General features: G+C 42.4%; 13 protein-coding genes, 1 tRNA gene and 2 rRNA genes (1 of these 16 running past the window's edge). 2 read left to right on the top strand and 14 right to left on the bottom strand.

All coding sequences use genetic code 11. The features are described 5' to 3' along the window. The 11 genes from IGI86_RS04945 to dnaE form a co-directional block, all read right to left on the bottom strand. Positions 1-881: ribosomal RNA gene (locus IGI86_RS04945) — 23S ribosomal RNA — on the bottom strand (it extends 2,034 nt beyond the left edge of the window). Positions 882-1,060: 179 nt separating this feature from the next. Beyond that, positions 1,061-1,133: transfer RNA gene (locus IGI86_RS04940), tRNA-Ala, on the bottom strand. Between the two features lie 76 nt (positions 1,134-1,209). Next, a 16S ribosomal RNA gene (locus tag IGI86_RS04935) occupies positions 1,210-2,769 on the bottom strand. The 16S and 23S rRNA genes sit together here with 1 tRNA gene alongside, the layout of an rRNA operon. 614 nt (positions 2,770-3,383) lie before the next feature. Continuing rightward, entirely contained in the window at positions 3,384-4,889 is a 1,506-nt protein-coding gene (locus IGI86_RS04930) for a HAMP domain-containing sensor histidine kinase (protein ID WP_034872519.1), read from the bottom strand. A gap of 14 nt (positions 4,890-4,903) precedes the next feature. After that, the gene (locus IGI86_RS04925; protein WP_005229193.1) at positions 4,904-5,590 is read right to left on the bottom strand and encodes a response regulator transcription factor; all 687 of its coding nucleotides are present in this window, start codon (positions 5,588-5,590) and stop codon (positions 4,904-4,906) included. 139 nt (positions 5,591-5,729) lie between these two features. Further along, a complete protein-coding gene (gndA, locus tag IGI86_RS04920; protein WP_005229192.1) occupies positions 5,730-7,151 on the bottom strand; it encodes an NADP-dependent phosphogluconate dehydrogenase in 1,422 nt (473 codons plus the stop codon). Positions 7,152-7,334: 183 nt separating this feature from the next. Further along, a complete protein-coding gene (gene rpmF, locus IGI86_RS04915) occupies positions 7,335-7,514 on the bottom strand; it encodes a 50S ribosomal protein L32 (protein ID WP_005229191.1) in 180 nt (59 codons plus the stop codon). A 56-nt stretch (positions 7,515-7,570) separates the two neighbouring features. Beyond that, on the bottom strand, positions 7,571-8,131 hold the full coding sequence (locus tag IGI86_RS04910; RefSeq protein WP_008377817.1) for a YceD family protein: 561 nt from the start codon (positions 8,129-8,131) through the stop codon (positions 7,571-7,573). Between the two features lie 195 nt (positions 8,132-8,326). Beyond that, positions 8,327-10,111, bottom strand: coding sequence for a pyruvate kinase (gene pyk, locus IGI86_RS04905; protein WP_008377816.1), 1,785 nt, complete (start codon positions 10,109-10,111; stop codon positions 8,327-8,329). Positions 10,112-10,195: 84 nt separating this feature from the next. Next, positions 10,196-11,158: a 6-phosphofructokinase gene (gene pfkA / locus IGI86_RS04900; protein WP_005237177.1), complete on the bottom strand. Its 963-nt coding sequence runs from the start codon at positions 11,156-11,158 to the stop codon at positions 10,196-10,198. A gap of 161 nt (positions 11,159-11,319) precedes the next feature. Then, entirely contained in the window at positions 11,320-14,631 is a 3,312-nt protein-coding gene (gene dnaE / locus IGI86_RS04895; protein ID WP_430617777.1) for a DNA polymerase III subunit alpha, read from the bottom strand. Positions 14,632-14,778: 147 nt separating this feature from the next. On the opposite strand from dnaE, the gene IGI86_RS04890 reads away from it, so the two are divergent. Continuing rightward, a complete protein-coding gene (locus IGI86_RS04890) occupies positions 14,779-14,961 on the top strand; it encodes a YjzD family protein (RefSeq protein ID WP_008377814.1) in 183 nt (60 codons plus the stop codon). Between the two features lie 47 nt (positions 14,962-15,008). Here IGI86_RS04890 and IGI86_RS04885 read toward each other — a convergent pair whose 3' ends face one another. Together IGI86_RS04885 and IGI86_RS04880 are read right to left on the bottom strand one after the other, a co-directional pair. Beyond that, a complete protein-coding gene (locus IGI86_RS04885; RefSeq protein WP_016619879.1) occupies positions 15,009-16,214 on the bottom strand; it encodes a multidrug efflux MFS transporter in 1,206 nt (401 codons plus the stop codon). Between the two features lie 100 nt (positions 16,215-16,314). Beyond that, a complete protein-coding gene (locus tag IGI86_RS04880; RefSeq protein WP_077454199.1) occupies positions 16,315-17,754 on the bottom strand; it encodes an NCS2 family permease in 1,440 nt (479 codons plus the stop codon). 261 nt (positions 17,755-18,015) lie between these two features. Here IGI86_RS04880 and IGI86_RS04875 point away from each other — a divergent pair, with 261 nt between their 5' ends. Then, the gene (locus tag IGI86_RS04875) at positions 18,016-18,819 is read left to right on the top strand and encodes a Cof-type HAD-IIB family hydrolase (RefSeq protein WP_005229159.1); all 804 of its coding nucleotides are present in this window, start codon (positions 18,016-18,018) and stop codon (positions 18,817-18,819) included. Between the two features lie 54 nt (positions 18,820-18,873). Here the strand turns inward: IGI86_RS04875 and asnB are convergent, their stop codons facing one another. Further along, positions 18,874-20,769 carry an asparagine synthase (glutamine-hydrolyzing) gene (asnB, locus tag IGI86_RS04870; protein ID WP_061054487.1) on the bottom strand — a complete coding sequence of 632 codons (1,896 nt, stop codon included), beginning with the start codon at positions 20,767-20,769 and terminating at the stop codon, positions 18,874-18,876. Positions 20,770-21,046 lie beyond the last annotated feature (277 nt).

Genomic DNA, 21,046 nt, shown 5'->3' with positions numbered 1-21,046 from the left:
CCGAGGCTAGCCCTAAAGCTATTTCGGAGAGAACCAGCTATCTCCAAGTTCGTTTGGAATTTCTCCGCTACCCACACCTCATCCCCGCACTTTTCAACGTACGTGGGTTCGGTCCTCCAGTGCGTTTTACCGCACCTTCAACCTGGACATGGGTAGATCACATGGTTTCGGGTCTACGACAACATACTCATTCGCCCTATTCAGACTCGCTTTCGCTGCGGCTCCGTCTCTTCAACTTAACCTCGCATGCTATCGTAACTCGCCGGTTCATTCTACAAAAGGCACGCTATCACCCATTAACGGGCTCTAACTTGTTGTAGGCACACGGTTTCAGGATCTATTTCACTCCCCTTCCGGGGTGCTTTTCACCTTTCCCTCACGGTACTGGTTCACTATCGGTCACTAGGGAGTATTTAGCCTTGGGAGATGGTCCTCCCGGATTCCGACGGAATTCCTCGTGTTCCGCCGTACTCAGGATCCTCCTAGGTGTTATCCAAATTTCGCCTACGGGGTTTTTACCCTCTTTGACATACTTTTCCAAGTATTTCGACTATCTGAATAGACTACCATATCGGAGTCCTACAACCCCAACAAGCAAGCTTGTTGGTTTGGGCTTTTCCCGTTTCGCTCGCCGCTACTCAGGGAATCGAATTTTCTTTCTCTTCCTGCAGGTACTTAGATGTTTCAGTTCTCTGCGTCTACCTCGACTGCGCTATGTATTCACGCAGACGTAACATCCTATAAAAGATGCTGGGTTTCCCCATTCGGAAATCTCTGGATCATAGCTTACTTACAGCTCCCCAAAGCATATCGGTGTTAGTCCCGTCCTTCATCGGCTCCTAGTGCCAAGGCATCCACCGTGCGCCCTTATTCACTTAACCTTTGACCTTACGGTCGGTTTTGAGTACTTCTTCTAGCGATAGAAGGTTGCTCAAGAAAATAAGCGTTGAACTTATTAAAAAACTCTTTTAACATTTCAACTCGGTGTGTGTTACTTGTTTTGATTTTTTCTTCGATATCCAGTTTTCAATGAACAAAGCATAACGACCATTGTCGTTAATGGAGCCTAGCGGGATCGAACCGCTGACCTCCTGCGTGCAAAGCAGGCGCTCTCCCAGCTGAGCTAAGGCCCCGGGTATTTACTTGAGAGTAGACCTCTCAAAACTGAACAAAGGCAAACGATGTGTAGTCTTCCGAAATATTCCTTAGAAAGGAGGTGATCCAGCCGCACCTTCCGATACGGCTACCTTGTTACGACTTCACCCCAATCATCTATCCCACCTTAGGCGGCTGGCTCCAAAAAGGTTACCTCACCGACTTCGGGTGTTACAAACTCTCGTGGTGTGACGGGCGGTGTGTACAAGGCCCGGGAACGTATTCACCGCGGCGTGCTGATCCGCGATTACTAGCGATTCCGGCTTCATGTAGGCGAGTTGCAGCCTACAATCCGAACTGAGAGAAGCTTTAAGAGATTAGCTTAGCCTCGCGACTTCGCAACTCGTTGTACTTCCCATTGTAGCACGTGTGTAGCCCAGGTCATAAGGGGCATGATGATTTGACGTCATCCCCACCTTCCTCCGGTTTGTCACCGGCAGTCTCGCTAGAGTGCCCAACTAAATGATGGCAACTAACAATAAGGGTTGCGCTCGTTGCGGGACTTAACCCAACATCTCACGACACGAGCTGACGACAACCATGCACCACCTGTCACTTTGCCCCCGAAGGGGAAGCTCTATCTCTAGAGTGGTCAAAGGATGTCAAGACCTGGTAAGGTTCTTCGCGTTGCTTCGAATTAAACCACATGCTCCACCGCTTGTGCGGGCCCCCGTCAATTCCTTTGAGTTTCAACCTTGCGGTCGTACTCCCCAGGCGGAGTGCTTAATGCGTTTGCTGCAGCACTGAAGGGCGGAAACCCTCCAACACTTAGCACTCATCGTTTACGGCGTGGACTACCAGGGTATCTAATCCTGTTCGCTCCCCACGCTTTCGAGCCTCAGCGTCAGTTACAGACCAGAGAGCCGCCTTCGCCACTGGTGTTCCTCCATATATCTACGCATTTCACCGCTACACATGGAATTCCACTCTCCTCTTCTGCACTCAAGTCTCCCAGTTTCCAATGACCCTCCCCGGTTGAGCCGGGGGCTTTCACATCAGACTTAAGAAACCGCCTGCGCTCGCTTTACGCCCAATAAATCCGGACAACGCTTGCCACCTACGTATTACCGCGGCTGCTGGCACGTAGTTAGCCGTGGCTTTCTGGTTAGATACCGTCAAGGGATGAACGTTCTACTCTCATCCTTGTTCTTCTCTAACAACAGAGTTTTACGATCCGAAAACCTTCTTCACTCACGCGGCGTTGCTCGGTCAGACTTTCGTCCATTGCCGAAGATTCCCTACTGCTGCCTCCCGTAGGAGTCTGGGCCGTGTCTCAGTCCCAGTGTGGCCGATCACCCTCTCAGGTCGGCTATGCATCGTTGCCTTGGTGAGCCGTTACCTCACCAACTAGCTAATGCACCGCGGGTCCATCCATCAGTGACGCAAAAGCGCCTTTCAACTTTCTTCCATGCGGAAAATAGTGTTATACGGTATTAGCACCTGTTTCCAAGTGTTATCCCCTTCTGATGGGCAGGTTACCCACGTGTTACTCACCCGTTCGCCACTCTTTTTCTTTCGGTGGAGCAAGCTCCGGTGAAAGAAAAAGCGTTCGACTTGCATGTATTAGGCACGCCGCCAGCGTTCGTCCTGAGCCAGGATCAAACTCTCATAATGATTTGTTTGAATGACCATACGGTCATTAAGCTCATAAAAATTAACTTTGCTAGCTATTGCTTGCATGTATTTGTTTCAATAAATTGAAACGTCCTACACATTGGTTCGTTTGCTTGCTTTGTTCAGTTTTCAAAGGTCTACAGTGCTGTGTTAGCAACTTTTATATCATATCAGAGCGACAGTTGATTGTCAACTCTTTTTTAAAAGTTTTTTTCAAGAAGTTGTTATTTAACTTCTTTCTTAACCTCAGCGACTTTTTCATCTTACCATCTCAACCGTTATATGTCAAACACTTTTTTGAAAAGTTTTTTTGATTTATTAGGTTTTTCAGAGATGATATTTTTTCGACTTTGTTATAATAACACTTGTAAAATGTTTCGTCAACAACTAATTTCAAAAAAGTTCAATCAGTGTTTGTTACAAATGTCTTAACAAGGACAAGTAATAATATAGCAATTCTTAAAGGAAAAATCAACTAAAAAAATAGGCTTTTTGGCAACTATTTTTATAAGCGAATTATTCATTGTCAAACGATTCGAACGTTCGCTTATAAGAAGTATTTCACGGCTAAATCTATCAATAATGGATAAAAAAAGAGAACTTAAGCTTTTCGCCTAACGTTCTCTTTTCGTCCGATCTTCCGTTTGAAGAATCGGTATATAAATTCGAAAGATTGTTCCTTGGCCAATGACACTCTCCGCCGTGATTTTTCCTTTATAGCTTTCCAATAGTTGTTTTGCTATAGATAACCCCAAACCATTGCCACCTTTGGTTCTAGCACGAGCTTTATCTACCCGATAGAAACGATTGAAGATCTTATCGAGGTCTTCTTTGGAGATGCCTTCCCCGAAATCTTGGATGGCAATTTCAAAAGATTGACGATCCAATGAAATGGATAGATGAACTTCTTTTCGATCAGTGGAATACTTTACTGCGTTATCCAAGACAATAATAATGATCTGTTCAAAATGATTGCGATAGATTTTCAGCTTCAACTCATGATACAAATCATCATCCAATGTAAAGACAAAATCCGGATACAGTATTTTAAAGTTATTGAACACTTGATAGACAACTTCTTTTGCATTAGTTGTTTCATTTGCATAATGAACATCCACTTGTTCCGCTCTTGAGAGATCCAACATTTCCTGTACTAGCGTCTTCATTCGACTGATCTCTTGCATACTGGCTGCGAGGGACTCATCCAAGATCTCTGGATCATCTTTCCCCCAACGTTGCAAAAGATTCATGTGTCCTTCAATGATTGCTACGGGTGTCCGTAACTCATGAGAAACATCTTCAACGAATCGCTCTTGCTGCTCAATGTACAGGCGCATGCGATCCAACATCTCATTAAATATATCTGCTAAATCAGACAGTTCATCATTCGTATTTAATTCTGGCATATGCACGGTTGACTGCGGGTTTTTCCGAACAGTTTCCATCGTATCCCGTAGTACCTTTAACGGCTGAAGGAAATATGCTGATAAAAAGAACCCGAGTACACTGCTGAGAATCAGAGAGACGACTTCTAAGATAATCAAAGTCAGCAGCAGTTTGCTGCGTATTTCATAAAAAGAAGTCAACTCATAAAAGGTTTGTGCATAGCCAATCCGCTCTCTGGTGCCTTTTGAATAAATGGGTTGGATCGAGAGAAAGCCTGTGATACCATCCAGCGTTACGATAGTTGGCGCTTTGCGCTGCGTGTCGATCAGTGCTAAATCATTTTCATGGGTTTTAAAAACAAGGTCCTCATTCAAATTATAAACAAACAGGCTCAATGGTGCTTGGCCTAATTCCGAAATAAAGGAGTCGATTTTCATTAAGTTGCCATCGATTGTTGAAGTGCGATCATAAATGCTCGTCGTTCCCGCATCATTTTTGGTTAAATTACGATACGTTCGGACCAATGTTAGTTCTTGATCCGAATTGGCTAAACGAGAAGCAACCTCTGACATCGTCCGCTCCACATTGTTTTCTTCTTTAGCGACGATCAAATTCACCGATGTTTTATAGGTGATCACGGCAAAGATCGTAAATACGACGAATATAAAGAAAGAACTTGCGAAGGCCCACTTTACAGTTAAAGAAGGCCCCTTCAGTTCTTTTAATTTTTTCATTCTTTTTTTAAGGTTCACGACCGCATCACATAACCTGTACCACGAACGGTTTGGATATAGCTTTCCTCCCCTGGTACATCAATTTTATTCCGTAAGTAGCGGATGTAAACATCGACAACGTTGGTTTCAACTTCTGTCTCATAGCCCCAGACTTTGTTTAATAAAACATCTCTGGCCAAAACGACATTAACGTTTTCCATTAAAGTCAACAATAGCTCATATTCGCGTTTCGTTAGTTCAATGACATCTGTTCCGCGACGAACGACACGATTTTCTTTTTCAATCGTTAGGTCTCGGTATGTGATCGTGGTTTGTTTTGCAACGTTTTTGTCCCCTTCGATATCGATACGGCGAAGCAACGCACGTAAGCGTGCCAGCAATTCTTCAATTGCAAAAGGCTTCACAATATAATCATCGGCACCATGATCTAAACCTGATACTCGATCAATCACGGAATCTCGTGCGGTCATCATGATGATCGGGGTGTTCTTCGATTGACGCACGCGGCGGCAAACTTCTAACCCATTTAACTCAGGAAGCATCAGATCCAATAAGATCGCATCCCATTCATTATTCAGCGCCGCATCCAGTCCCGTCCGTCCGTTGTAATGAACTTCAGTATTATACCCTTCATGCTTCAATTCTAATTCCACAAATCGAGCTAAGTTCTTTTCATCTTCAATGATTAGAATATTACTCATTATTGATAGCCCCTTTATTGATTATTCTGCCTTTAAATTAGACATTATCTGTCTTATTTTATCATGTATCTAAAAAATAAAAAAGAGATTGACCGAAAGTTCTCACTTTCGGCCTTTCTCTTTTGGATTCTCTTAAAGCTTACGCTTCGTCATACCATGAATAATGGAAAATTCCCTCTTTATCTGTCCGTTCATACGTATGCGCTCCGAAGTAATCCCGTTGTGCTTGGATCAAGTTCGCTGGCAAACGATCAGAACGATAAGAATCGAAGTACGCGATCGCAGATGAGAACGTCGGCACAGGTACTCCTGCTTGGACAGCTAGTGCAACTACTTCACGTACAGAAGATTGATAACGTTTCGTAATATCTTTGAAGTAGTCATCTAATAGTAAGTTTTCAATGTCGGCATTCTTGTCATAAGCATCCGTGATTTTTTGTAAAAATTGAGCCCGGATGATACAGCCTGCACGCCAAATTTTGGCAATTTCACCAAAAGGAAGATCCCAATCATACTCTTTTGATGCTGTACGTAATTGCGCGAATCCTTGTGCATAGCTCATGATCTTACTGAAGTATAATGCTTCGCGGATCTTATTGATAAACTCTTCTTTGTTTCCTTCAAAAGCAACTGCTTCTGGTTTTGGTAAGACTTTGCTGGCATTGACCCGTTCTTCTTTGTAAGCCGAGATATAACGGGCAAAAACAGATTCAGTGATCAATGGTAGTGGTACGCCTAGGTCTAAGGCACTTTGGCTTGTCCATTTCCCAGTTCCTTTATTACCAGCAGCATCTAAAATCACATCAACGATTGGTTTGCCTGTACCTTGATCGTCTTTGCGAGTCAAAATATCCGCTGTGATCTCAATTAAGTAGCTATCCAATTCGCCTTTGTTCCATTCAGCAAAAATATCAGCCATTTCATCAACAGATAGACCTAATATGTTTTGCATCAAGTCATAAGACTCAGCAATCAGCTGCATGTCCCCATATTCGATCCCGTTATGAACCATTTTTACGTAATGGCCTGCACCGTTTGGTCCAATATAAGTCACACAAGGTGTTCCATCTTCGGCTTTTGCAGAAATTTGTTCCAAGATTGGCGCAACCAATTCATACGCTTCTTTTTGTCCTCCTGGCATGATCGAAGGACCTTTCAAGGCGCCCTCTTCCCCACCAGATACACCTGTACCGATAAAGTTGATTCCTGAGTTTGCCAACTCTTCGTTACGACGAACCGTATCTTTAAAGAAGGTATTTCCGCCATCGATCAAAATATCGCCTTTGTCTAGATGAGGCAATAATTCTTGGATCGTTGCATCTGTCGCAAATCCTGCTTTTACCATTAATAAAATACGACGTGGTTTTTCAATAGATTGAACAAATTCTTCTATCGTATAGGTTGCTTTAAAATTTTTATCTGGATGTTCTTTTACTACTTCTTCTGTCTTTGAACCAGTACGGTTAAATAAGGCAACTGAATAACCGCGGCTTTCGATGTTCAACGCTAAGTTTTTGCCCATAACAGCCATACCGACAACGCCGATTTGTTGTTTTGTCATCTTTCATCCTCCTAAGATTCAATTATCTTTTTCATTATAGCGCAAATGTACCTGCTTTTGAACTATTCTCTTTCGCTGGACAAAAATATTTCTGAAAAGTTCCATATTAGTCAAAAAAACAAAAAAACCTCAGGCTCCATGGTTAGCCTAAGGTTTTAGAATCCTCTTTCTGAAAAAAAGGAATTATGCTTCTTTTGTTGCTACGTCTTTGCCATCGTAATGACCACAGTTTGAGCAGACATGGTGGCTTTTTTTCATTTCACCACAGTTTGCACATTCGTTCAAACCGTTGATTGTCAATTTGTAATGTGTACGACGTTTTGCTTTCTTCGCTTTCGAAGTTTTTCTAGCTGGTACTGCCATTTTGCTACACCTCCTTGTTAATGAACGCAACCTTGAGGCTGCAATTTATTCCAATCCTACGCGTTATCGTCATCTGATTCAGTGAATAATTCGGATAATTTTGCAAGACGAGGATCAACTTGTTGAGCTTGCGCTTCTTTTTGATTTGCAAAGTCTTCTTCTGACAAAACAGCCCAATCGTTGCCAGATGGCATTGCTGAACCTTGTTTTTCTTCTTCTGTCAGGACTTGCAAAGGAATCGCAAGTAATAGGTTATCAGCGACTGATTCATCTAAACTGATGGTTTGACCTTCAATGATCAAAACTTCTTCTTCGACGATCGTTTCATCGCGACGCTGAAATTGCTCTGGTGTCATGAATTGTTCATCCACTGAAAAATCAAAAGGAATCGCTACAGGTGTCAAAGAACGAGTAGATGGCAATGTCATCGTCGTTTCCACTTGATAGTGCAGCAAGTATCCTTGCTTATCAACACTCATCAGCCCTTTTACTTTTACAGGAGACAAATCAATGATCTGTCCATCGCGTTTTATCAGTTGACTTTTTAGGTCAAGTGTTTCTTCAAACATCAGCGGTGTCTCTTGGTATTTTTTTAATTCCAATAAAGACCATTTCATTTTTATCACCCCTAAGCAACAAAAGCAATTATACAGGGCTTCTGAGGCTTTGTCAATGAAATTTTCTTGACACCTTTTTCATTTTTGATCGTGTCATTTTAATGCCTTTTCTCAAGGGATTTCGACACTCTCAAAAAAACAACAGGAAGCGCACAACGTGCACTTGCCTGTTGCTTGATCAATCGTTAAAAATCATTAGATCGCTGTTGTTTCTCCACGATAAACGATACCGCGACGAGAATCAAGAGTAACCAATTCGCCATCTTTGATGGTTGTTGTTGCGTCTTTGGCACCAACGATGACTGGTAGATCTTTCGCGATTCCGACAACTGCTGCATGAGAAGTCAAGCCGCCATCTTCAACAACTAAAGCTGCTGCTTTTTCGATTGCTGGCATATATTCTTTATCTGTTGTTGGTACAACTAAAATCATGCCATCTTTTGCTTTCGCAATTGCTTCTTCGGCACTGTGAGCGATCACGGCATTGGCAACAACTGATTTTTCACCAATCCCTTGTGCTTCAAGCAATTTTGAACCGATCAATTGGATCTTCATGACGTTGGTTGTTCCGCGTTCACCAACAGGAACACCGGCTGTGATCAAGATTAGATCGCCTTCTTTAGCAAAACCTAAATCAACTGCTTGTTTTGCTGCTAATTCAAACATTTCATCAGTTGTTGATGGTTTTTCAGCAACGGTTGGGTAGACACCCCAGTTAAGCATCAAGCCACGTTTTGTCCGTTCGTCAAATGTAACAGCTAAAATGTCAGCATCTGGACGATATTTAGAGATCATTTTTGCAGTGTAGCCAGATTCAGTCGCTGCAACGATTGTTTTTACCCCTAGGTTTTTCGCCGCACGAGCAACAGATAAACCGATTGTTTCTGTTACATCTGTTTTATCGAATTGGTTGATTTGGAATGTGCTGTTTTCTGATAAAGCTTTTTCAGCTTCAATGTCGATCCGTGCCATTGTTGCTACTGCCTCAACAGGGTAGTCACCGTTTGCTGATTCACCAGAAAGCATTGTTGCATCGGTACCATCAAAGACAGCATTGGCAACGTCAGAAGCTTCTGCACGGGTTGGACGTGGGTTTTGTTGCATTGACTCTAACATTTGTGTTGCTGTGATAACTGATTTACCAGCAGCGTTACATTTTTTAATGATGCTCTTTTGAACCATTGGTACTTCTTCAGCAGGGATCTCAACACCCATGTCACCACGGGCAACCATGATACCATCAGAAACTTTGATGATTTCATCGATATTATCGATACCTTCTTGTGATTCGATTTTAGAGAAGATTTGCACATGAGTCATGTCTTTTTCTTCTAAAATTTCACGAATCTCTAAAACGTCTTGCGCTTTACGTACAAATGAAGCGGCAATGAAGTCGATATCGTTATCAAGACCAAAACGGATATCTTCTGCATCTTTTTCAGTAATACCAGGTAAGCTGATTGATACACCAGGAGCGTTGACCCCTTTACGTGATCCTAACATTCCAGCATTTTTAACAACAACCACTAATTCGCGGGTTGCTTCGTCTTTTTCTTTGATTTCCATGTCGATCAAACCATCATCAAACAAGATGTGTCCGCCCACATGAACATCTTCAAATAAACCAGGATAAGTTACAGCAATTTTTTCTTTTGTCCCTTTGTGTTCTGGATCCATTGAAATGCGTGTTTCATCGCCAACGTTAAATTGGATGTATCCAGCACGACCAAAGTCAGCTTCTGTCGTATTTTGTACAGTTGTACGGATTTCAGCACCTTTTGTATCTAAAAGGATACCGACATCTTTACCAGTTTTCTTCACGGCTTCACGAACCATTGTCATACGCGCTAATTGTTCTTCATGATCTCCATGAGAGAAGTTAAAGCGGAAGACATTCGCACCGGCTTCAATCAGTTGAGAAATAATTTCCACACTGTTACTTGCTGGTCCTAATGTACTTACGATCTTTGTTTTTTTCATTACTAAACGCTCCTATTCATTTATTTAAAATAGCTAATAAGCTTTTTTTACAAAATTACTGTTGCGTTGCTCTAAGAAATCTCTTTAGAATGAGATTTCTTTGTTCAAGTTATACAAGCTAAGATCTGGTTTGTGACGATTGTTTTCAAGGGTTTCGATAATATCAGAAGCAATCATTTCATTGTTTTCGATACCGATACATAGACCGCCTTTGCCTTGTTGCAATAATTCAACGGCATATGAACCAAATTTACTTGCTAACACACGGTCACGAGCGCTTGGTGAACCACCACGGACAACGTGTCCTAGAATTGATACACGGGTATGGAAATCGCCGTATTCAGAAAGTTTGTCAGCAAAATCATTTCCGCCCATCACGCCTTCGGCTAAAACGATCAAGCAATGTTTTTTCCCGCGGTCGCGTCCTTCACGGATACGATCAGCAACAACTTGCATGTCAAAATCATGTTCTGGGATGATGATTTCATCCGCACCACCGGCCACACCTGACCATAAAGCGATATCGCCAGCACCACGTCCCATTACTTCGATCACAAATGTGCGGACATGTGATGTCGCTGTATCACGGATACGGTCAATCGATTCTAAGACAGTATTGATCGCTGTATCAAAACCAATCGTGAAATCTGTTCCTGGAATGTCGTTATCGATCGTTCCTGGAATCCCGATTGCTGGGAAACCGTGGCGAGTAAGTGCCATCGCACCATGGTAAGATCCATCTCCACCAATCACGACTAGCCCTTCGATGCCAAATTTCTTTAATTGCTCGATTCCTTTTAATTGCCCTTCTTGTGTCGCAAATTCTGGATAACGTGCTGAATATAAGAATGTTCCACCACGTTGAATTTTGTCACCAACATCAGCAACATCTAAGCGACGAATGTCGCCTGCGACTAGTCCGGCATAGCCATAGTTGATTCCGTATACTTCAAGTCCGTCAAAAATACCCTTTCTGACAACTGCGCGAATCGCTGCGTTCATTCCTGGTGCATCGCCGCCACTGGTTAGAATTCCAATGCGTTTCATTATTCTTTCACCTCATCAAAAGATTTTGTTTAGGGAAGCCCCTGTTTGCTAGTTTTCAAGTAATAACCACGAGACATATTCTACCATTATTCCATGAAAATGTCTTGAAATAGTGGGAAAAAGTTGAAAAAAGTGTAAGTCGAATTATCGTTTTCGGAAAATTACTTGAAAATTACATTTCCATTTCCTAATAATGCCTTCAATTGTGTGACAAAGTTCGGCTCATCCGTTACCCAGTTTTCTTCTGCTAATAACACTTTTTTGCCACTACTTTCATAAAACATCACCACTGGAATATTTCCTTGATGCTGCTTCATTTCCTTCGACAATGCTTGCAGGTGCGACGTTTCGGCTTCAGCAGAAATCTTTAAGTAGCAAGTTTGTGACGCAATTTTATTTTGAACGTTTTCTGCTAAGTCTATTTTATCAGCAATGAGTTGGATTTCACCATTGTAACGACTTACCTCGACCTTTCCTTCAATATAGAGAACAGCATTTTCTTCGATCAAGGAACGCACTTGTCGATAAACGATGGGAAAAATCGTTACTGAAACTTCTTTGCTGGCATCTGTTCCTTCGACAAACGCCATTTGTTCGCCCTTTTTCGTTCGAATCTCTCGAATCTTGCGCACATATAAAAGGATACGCACCCGTTCATTCGGAACCAGATCGGCAATATCAGTGATTTGTTTTAATTGGTGCAATTTTTGAAACTGTTCTACGGGATGGCCAGACAAATAAACACCTAAGTATTCTTCTTCCAAAGCCAGTTTCTCTTCCAGTTTGTAATCGGCAACGGCTTCTTCTTTTAAAGCCATGGTTTCTAAGAGATCCAAACTGCCGCCACTATAAGTAATATTTTGGATTTTCCCTTCTAGTTGGATCAATGCTTGTTTTCGATTAGGCGCAATCACATCGAATACACCGATGCTCAAAAGCGGCAATAAATAGTCCAACTTTAACCACTTGCTGTTCCGCTGATTCAAGCGAAGTAAAAATTGATCCATGGACGTGAAATTGCCATGCTCTTTTCGTTCTGTCAAAATGTCTTGGATCATGTCGCGCCGAATCCCTTTGATACTGCTGAACCCAAAGCGGATTTGTTTCTCATTTTGCAGTTGAAAACTAAACCCACTGGTATTGATCGATGGTGGCAATACTTCTACGCCATAACGTGCGGCTTCATTTAAGTATTCTTTCATTTTGCTTGCAGTATTGCGTACCGAGTGCAAGATCGAAGCAAAAAAAGGTGCCGGATAGTGCACTTTCAAGTACGCCATTTGAAAGCCGATAAAGGAATAGGCAAACGCATGGGAACGGTTAAACCCATAGTTGGCGAAGCGCTCAATATAGTCATAGACCAAATTGGCGGTCTTCTCGTCATAATGATTGGCCAACGCACCTTGCACAAAATGGCGACGTTCTTCATCCAACACGTCTTTTTTCTTTTTACTGATTGCTCGCCGCAAAATATCTGCCTGTCCTAGGCTAAAACCAGCCATTTTGGAAGCTACTTGCATGATCTGTTCTTGATAAACAATGATTCCGTAAGTGTTTTGCAAGATTGGAATCAAGCTGTCATCCGGATAAGAGACCCGCTCTTGTCCTTTTTTCCGCTTGATAAAAGTATCAATATTTTGCATCGGTCCCGGGCGATACAAGGCATTGACTGCAGCAATGTCTTCGATACTTTCTGGCCCTAGCTTGCGCAAGACATTGCGTATTCCCGCTGATTCAAATTGGAAGATCCCTGCCGTCTCCCCTTTTTGAAACAAACGCAATGTTGCTGGATCATCAAGAGGAATCTCTTTTTGGGTTACGATTTGTTGGCTGATTCGTTTGATACCTTTCAAGGTATTATCAATGATCGACAAGTTTCTCAAACCTAAAAAATCCATCTTCAATAGGCCAATGGCTTCCACGTCATTCATGGTAAACTGGGTCAGCCAAATCCCATCGCTGCCTTCTTGCAAAGGCACCAAATCAAGCAGATTCTTGTCACTGATCACCACACCGGCGGCATGGGTCGATACGTGACGGGGCAGTCCTTCTAAGATTTTGGCGACTTGAAACATTACTTGATTCCGCTCATTGAACGAAACCAGCTCTCGCAGCTGATTGGATTGTTCATAAGCAAGATCTAAGGTCATTTTCAAGGCATTGGGGATGGCTTTTGACCAGCGATTAGCTTCACTTTGCGAGAGACCAAAGACCCGAGAAACATCTCGCAAAACCATTTTGGCCGCCATGGTACCAAACGTGGCAATCTGTGCCATATATTCTTGCCCATATTTTTGGCGCACATACTGTAAAATCTCGTCTCTGCGATTGTCAGGAATATCTAAATCAATATCAGGCATCGTGTAACGTTCTGGATTCAAGAATCGTTCAAACAAAAGATCGTATTTGATTGGATCCACGTCGGTGATAGATAAAACATACGCCACCAGTGCTCCGGCAGCGGATCCCCGTCCAGCTCCGGTAACGATTTCTTGTTGGTGGGCAAAGTCCATGACGTCCCAAATAATCAAGAAGTAATCATCAAAGCCCATCTTATGGATGACAGACAACTCATAATCCAAACGCTGTTCGTACGCCGATGTAACGTGAGCAACACGCTGAGGCAGACGTTCAAAACAAATTTTGCGCAAATAGTCCGCAGCATTTTCTTCTGCTGGTAACGGGTAATGAGGCAATAGCCGCTGATGCAGTGGCAGCTCGACGGCGCATTCAGCTGCAATCCGCTGATTATTCATCAATGCCTGCGACGCTTCGCCAAATGACGCAGTCAATTGGTCTGCCGATTGTAAAAAAAGCTGTGTAGTCGCTTGCTCTTTTGCCTGACGAAAGTCTTCAATTTGCGAACCATCTTTGATATGGGTCATCACTTTGACTGCAAAGGCTTCTTCTTGTGCTAAAGCCGCGATGGGTTGATACGCACATGGTGCAATGTTTTGCTCGTTAAACCAAGCGATCGTTTCTGGATCTAGCCCTTTGCTAGTAATCCCTAAAAACAAGCTCTCAGAATCAAATTTATGGCTGATTGCTCGCAGTGCTTCTTGATTGGCTTCTAGATCATCGTGCTGAGAAGGCAGAAACCCCTCGCCTTCAGGCAGCAAACCAAAGAGGTCCTGCAAAGAATCACAAGCAGATAAATTCAACTGCTCGGAGATCATTTTTTCACTTGATAAACGCATCAAGGTTTGATAGCCCTTGAGGTTTTTGGCAAATACGTACAATGGAAAGGACATTGATCCCTCCCCGAAGGTACAGTCGAACAAAGCACCAAAAATCGGCTTGATGCCCTGCGCAAGGCATTCCTGATAAAATTCGACTGCGCCATAGAGAACATTATGATCGGTTAGGCCTAGGGTCTGATAGCCCATCTTTTTGGCTTGCTCTATATAGTGAGGAATTTTGATCGTACTTTGCAGCAACGAATAGGCGCTTAAGGTGGTGAGCTGTGAATACATTGAAATCCCTCCAAAAATGAAAATTCTCTTTCTTTCTGCTAGTAAATAGATTTGAAAAACAAAATGAAAAAGTGAAAATCTTTACAATAAATATTTTTGTGATAAACTAAAGTCGAAATGGAAGATACGCAGAAAAGAGGTGTCGTCATGCGTTACCTAGTCACTTTATTTTGGACTTTTGTATTAGGTCAAGTCGTTGGCTATCTAGGCAGCTCACTTGCTGGAGCAACTTATGATTTTCAATTAACTTCAATCATCTCTTTGGTCACAGGTGTGGTGATCATTCTTGTTGGTATTATCGCACCAGCGCCTGAAAAGACAAGCCATTAAAAAAAAACCAGTTACCTTTATTGTAACTGGTTTTTTTTTCTTTTCAACTATTCACTGATGTCCGTTTTACGTAAGCTTTTACGGAAATTAAATCCTGAGATAAAAATATTGATCAGTACAAACCCGCTCGTCACCCAAAAGACGGCTGGATAGCCAAAACCGGCTGCCACCGTTGAGCCGACCATTGGACCTAACACTTGCCCAAAGTTGGAGAACATTTGGTTGTAGCTATAGATACGGCTGACCCCTTCCATTGGAGTGATCTTGCTGATCAGTGTATTGATGGACGGCATCAAGGCACCGGTAGAAAAACCAAGCAAGAAGCGCAACACGCCTAGTTGAAACGGAGTAGAGACAAAGCCCATCGGAATGAAACAGAAAAATGACAGTACTAAGCCCCCCAACAGCACTTTGTGATTGCCATAACGATCACCGATTTTGCCTAAAAACGGCGAGGAGATAATCGCTGAAACACCGGCAACAGAGACGATCAATCCGCTGACGAACAAAATATTGCCCGTATCCCCGCTTAAATCACGAATATACAATGTGAGGATCGGACTGATGCTCGTTACACCTAGCTGTAAAATCAGGGAAGTAATAAACAAGCCAACAAGCAACTGCATATTTTTGATTTGACCAAAAATTTCTTTAATGGAAAGCAGATCGCCCTTTTCAACTGGCTCAAAATCTTCTTGAACGAGAAAAATCGTAAGCAACAGCGTGATTAGTAGAACAACGCCTGTGATAATAAAGACATTTTTCATGCCAAACCATTGCGCCAACGCCCCACCCATCGAAGGACCAATCAAATTCCCTGCGATGGCTCCTGTAGCCAATGTCCCAAGCGCCCAACCGCTTTTTTCTCGAGGCGCCTGCGAAGCGATCAACGCAGTCGCATTTGGAATATACCCCGATAAAATTCCGGTAAAGAAACGCATGATCAATAACCAATAGACATTCGGTACAAAAGCCAAAGAACCCATCGTCACTGTCATCCCCGCAGCCGCGCGAATCATCATTAAACGACGACCTTTTTGGTCTGCTAGATTTCCCCAAACTGGAGCAATGATAGCCGCCGCAAACGCCGTTACTGAGATTGCTAATCCAGAAAACAACTCAATTTGACTCTCTGGAGCGCCTAACTCTTCTATATATAAGGGAATGAATGGCATGACAAGACTAAAACTGGCACCCGTAAAAAAACAACCTACCCATGAAATCAGTAGATTTCGTTTCCAATCAATCTTCATTTACAAACCTTCTTTCACAAATACTATACCGTATCGTGAGTAATAATCAAATAAAAAATCTTTCTGCATTTAAAATACAGAAAGATTTTCATCATTAAACTTAACTGATCAAAGCCAAAATGACAAAGTTCAGGATAAACAACGCATTGACGACCCAGATGATCGGAGACACTTCGTTGGCTTTTCCTTTCACTACTTTCACTAATGCATAGAAAATGAAACCAACAGCGATCCCATTTGAAATACTGTAAGACAAGCCCATAAAAATGGACGCGAAGAAGGCTGGAACTGCTTCTTCTAGATCAGTCCACTTGATGTCCGCAAAAGAAGCCATCATCATTACCCCAACCAAGATCAATGCCGGTGCTGTCGCTTGTGCGGGAACGATTGAGATCAGTGGAGAAAAGATACTGCTGATCGCAAAGAGTGCTGCCACCACAACGGAAGTCAAGCCCGTGCGTCCACCAGCACCGATGCCAGCTGCTGATTCCACATAAGTCGTTGTATTTGAGGTCCCTACGATGGCCCCTACAGAAGTGGCTACGGCATCTGCAAAAAGAGCCTTATCCATCTTCGTATTCAACCCATTACTGTTTTCAACCGCTTCTTCATCTTTTTTCGAAAAGATCCCTGTACGACGTCCGGTTCCGATAAATGTACCGATCGTATCGAAGACATCTGATAAACTAAACGCTAAAATCGTCATGATTACTTGAGGGATTTTGGCAGAATCACTGAATAGTGAGCCCATTCCTTCAGAGCCAAACGCAGCGCCAAATGTGATTCCTAGTTCGCTGATGGAACTTCCTAATGAATTCCCGTGCCAATCAATGGCACTTAAATCCACCACACCCATCAAAATACCAATGATCGTCGTTCCTAAAATACCAAAAATAATTGCCCCACGAACATTTTTCACCACTAATAAAGTAGTCAATACTAAACCAATCACTGCTAACAAAACAGGTGCATTATTGAAATTCGCCAAAGCTGGGACGATCCCCCCATTAAAATTGGCACTCACAATCGTCTCACCGTCGACAACTGAACCCGTCACTGCGGCAGTGTCTGCACTGAAGTTTAGCAAGTTGGCATTTTTGATCCCTACATAAGCCACAAAGATCCCGATCCCGCCGCCGATTGCATGCTGCATGCTTTCTGGAATCGCATGAATGATCATTTTTCTGATTCGAGTCACCGTGATAAAAATGTTGATCAGGCCGCAGATGAAAACCATCGCTAATGCTTGCTGCCACGTATACCCCAAACCAAAAACAACGGTAAAGGTGAAGAATGCATTAAGTCCCATTCCAGGTGCTTGCGCGTAAGGCACATTTGCAAATAAGCCCATGATCAGGGTACCAATCACTGAAGCGATGATCGTTGCTAAGAAAACAGCTTGAAACGGCATGCCTGCAGCAGATAAAATCGTCGGATTCACAAACAAAATATAACTCATCGCGAAGAAGGTGGTGACCCCAGCCATCACTTCTGTGGAAACCGTCGTTTTATTCTCCTTTAATTTGAAAAACTTTTCCATGTTATGTTTCACTCCTGAACTTTAATCGTTTCTATGAAAAGAAAAAATGAATAATTGCGCTTTTCATCGAACAATTACAAATTATAAGGGAATAATTTTCGCTTTTCAAACCTTTTTCCGAATAAAACGAATCAAAAACGTTTAATGTTCGTGTTTTACTTTGTAACTATTATGAAAACTTATCGAAAACTTACTTGTATTGTGAAATGACAGAAATATGTTACACTTAAGCCACTACCATAAGAGAATGGAGCGAGTCTTTTGAAACCAAAAATCATCGCCATTGATTTAGATGGCACAACCTTAAATACTGAATCCCAACTTTCCCCTCGCACACGTGAGGTACTGGTTCGCGCCACCAAAGCGGGACACTTTGTTACCATCGCTACAGGAAGACCTTTTCGTATGAGTGATCAATTCTATAAAGAATTGGCGCTCACAACACCAATGGTCAATTTTAACGGTGGGTTGGTCCATAAACCTCGACAAGTATGGGCAAATGAAATGGAGCACTCGATCTCTCGAGAAATTGCGTTTGAGCTCATGGCACAAAAAGAGCAATTGGGGCTGACATTTGTCGCAGCAGAAAATCGCGAAACCTTTTTCATTGATGATTTAAGCGGATTTGATCAACACTTTTTCTTTTCGGGTAATGCTTCCGAAAAAAATCTATTAGCAAATTTAAAAACGGATCCCACTTCATTACTGGTGAAAACCGAAAATGAATTAGCAGAATCTGTTTCTTTACGTATCAAGGATCAATTTGACGATGCAGTCGATGTTCGCACGTGGGGCGGGCCTCAAGCCATCTTAGAGATCGTACCAAAAGGGGTCCATAAAGCACTTGGTCTTTCGGTGATCGCGGATTCTTTGTCTTTGGATCGGCAAGATATCATCGCTTTTGGTGATGAACACAATGATTTGGAGATGCTGGATTATGCGGGTTGGGGCGTTGCTATGGCAAATGGCACGCAACAATTAAAATCAATCGCCAATGATGTTACTGACAAAACCAATGCGGAAGATGGCATGGTCGATTACTTGGAAAAATATTTAGGTCTATAAAAAAAGCCGATGCGGGATTGTCCGCATCAGCTTTTTTTTGCTTCCATATTCAAATTAAAGTGTTTCATAAACGATTTCTTTGGCTTCGGGAATCGATTCATCAATAAAGAATACTTTGTACCAGGTCAAGAATGTAAAGATCGTCCAGATTTTTCGCTGAAGATTCGGTTTTCCTTGGCGATGGTCTTCTAGCATTTGCAAAATCGCTGTTTGATCAAAGAAGGTTGCTGCAAAGTCTGACTCAAAAAGGGCTTTAACTGCTTCATACCCTGTTCCTTCTTTCAGCCATGCCTTGATTGGTACAGGAAAGCCTAGCTTTTCACGGTTTGCCCATTCTTTTGGCAAATGACGGTTTGACGCTTGTCGAAACACATCTTTCGTATTGTTTTGATTGATCAAATATTTCGTCGGGATCGTTTGCGCCAGTTTTTGCATCTCGATATCCAGTAACGGAACCCGTAATTCTAAAGAACTCGCCATGGACATTTTGTCTGCTTTTAACAAAATATCCTTCGGCATCCATTGATGAAGATCCAAATATTGCATCTTGTTGACCTCGTCTTTGAGACCATTGACTTTCTCATAATGAGGCGCAACGATTTCAGCAACAGATGGTCCTTTTTGATACGTTGGTTTTAAAAGCTGTAGTGCTTCCTCTTCTTCAAAGACCAGGGCTTGCCCGATAAAGAAGTCTTGGGCAGGTGCCGTTGCTTCATAAAGATGAATTCGACCATGGAAGTTTTTCATTTTGCCGATTTGACGCCCTAAACGAAAGCGGATGTTTTGCGGCAGTTTTTTCAAGCCTTGGGCAAAAACGCGAACCGCTTTAGAGTTTGTGTGGAAGCCATAGGCAGCATAACCGGCAAATAATTCATCTGCCCCTTCCCCAGATTGAACGACCCGTACTTGCTGTGCTGCTAGGTTGGCTAAAAAGTACAAAGGGACACAGCTTGGGTTAGAATCCGGTTCGTCCAAGTGATACTGAATCAGCGGAAATGCCTCAAAGGACATTTCACCATCGATGACCGCTGCTGTGTTGTTCAAGCCGAGCTTTTCCGTCAATTTGCGGGCTTCGATCGCTTCGTTGTAGGTTTTGTCATCAAACCCAATTGAAAATGAGTGATCTGGGCGCAAGACCGAGGCCACGTAACTTGAATCGACACCACTGGATAAAAATGAGCCGACTTCAACATCACTGATTTGATGAGCGGCAATTGATTCTTGGACTGCTTGATCGATTTTATCGACCCATTCTTCTCTTGAATGATTTTCTTTCACTGAAAAATCTGCATCCCAGTACTGCTTGATCGTCAATCCCTGTTCATTAAACAGATAATAATGCCCTTCTTGCAAACGATGAACGCCTTTAAAGAAGGTTTCTCCGTTCAAAGGCGAGTATTGGAACGTCAAATAAGGTTTCAACGCCTCCTGGTTTAATTCTTTCTTAAAATCTGGATGAGGCAAAAAGCTTTTGATTTCAGAGCCAAACATGAAACTGCCGTTCATTTGCGCATAGTAATACGGTTTGATGCCAAAGTGATCCCGCGCGCCGAAAAGCTCTTGTTTTTGAGTATCCCAGATGGCAAAAGCAAACATTCCCCGCAGGCGCTGCAACACATCAATCCCCCACTCTTCATAGCCATGTAAGACTACTTCGGTATCCGCATGGGTAGAAAAGACATGACCTGCTTGGATCAATTCCTCACGCAATACTTGAAAGTTGTAAATTTCACCATTAAAAATGATTACTTTTGTTCGATCCTCATTAAAAATTGGTTGTGAGCCACCTTCTAAGTCGATGATCGATAAACGACGAAACCCTAATGCCACTCGGTCGTCGGTAAATTTCCCTGAACTGTTTGGTCCGCGATGAACGATCCGGTCCATCATGCGTTCAATAATGATTTCTTTTTGGTCTTTTGAATTGACAAAGCCGACAATTCCGCACATATTTTCACATCCGTTTTCATAATCCATTTTCATTTTTCTAAAGTAAATCATACCATAGAATTCAAGAGATACGATCTCTTTTTCAAAAAAATACAATCAATATATTTTTGCACAAAACACAATCTGAAGATAAACCTTATGATATCAAGGTTTCCAATCATCTCATACTCTCAATCTTACAAATTTGTTATCTAAGAAAATAGCTATCCTCAAAATTCTTAAGAAATTTTTTATGAATTCTATTTTTCTGAAAATATACAAAGATACTTTTCCCGAA

Origin of the sequence: Enterococcus sp. AZ188 (assembly GCF_050544075.1) — a bacterium.
Taxonomy (GTDB): Bacteria; Bacillota; Bacilli; order Lactobacillales; family Enterococcaceae; genus Enterococcus_D; species Enterococcus_D entomosocium.
This window is presented reverse-complemented; position numbering and strand designations above follow the sequence as displayed.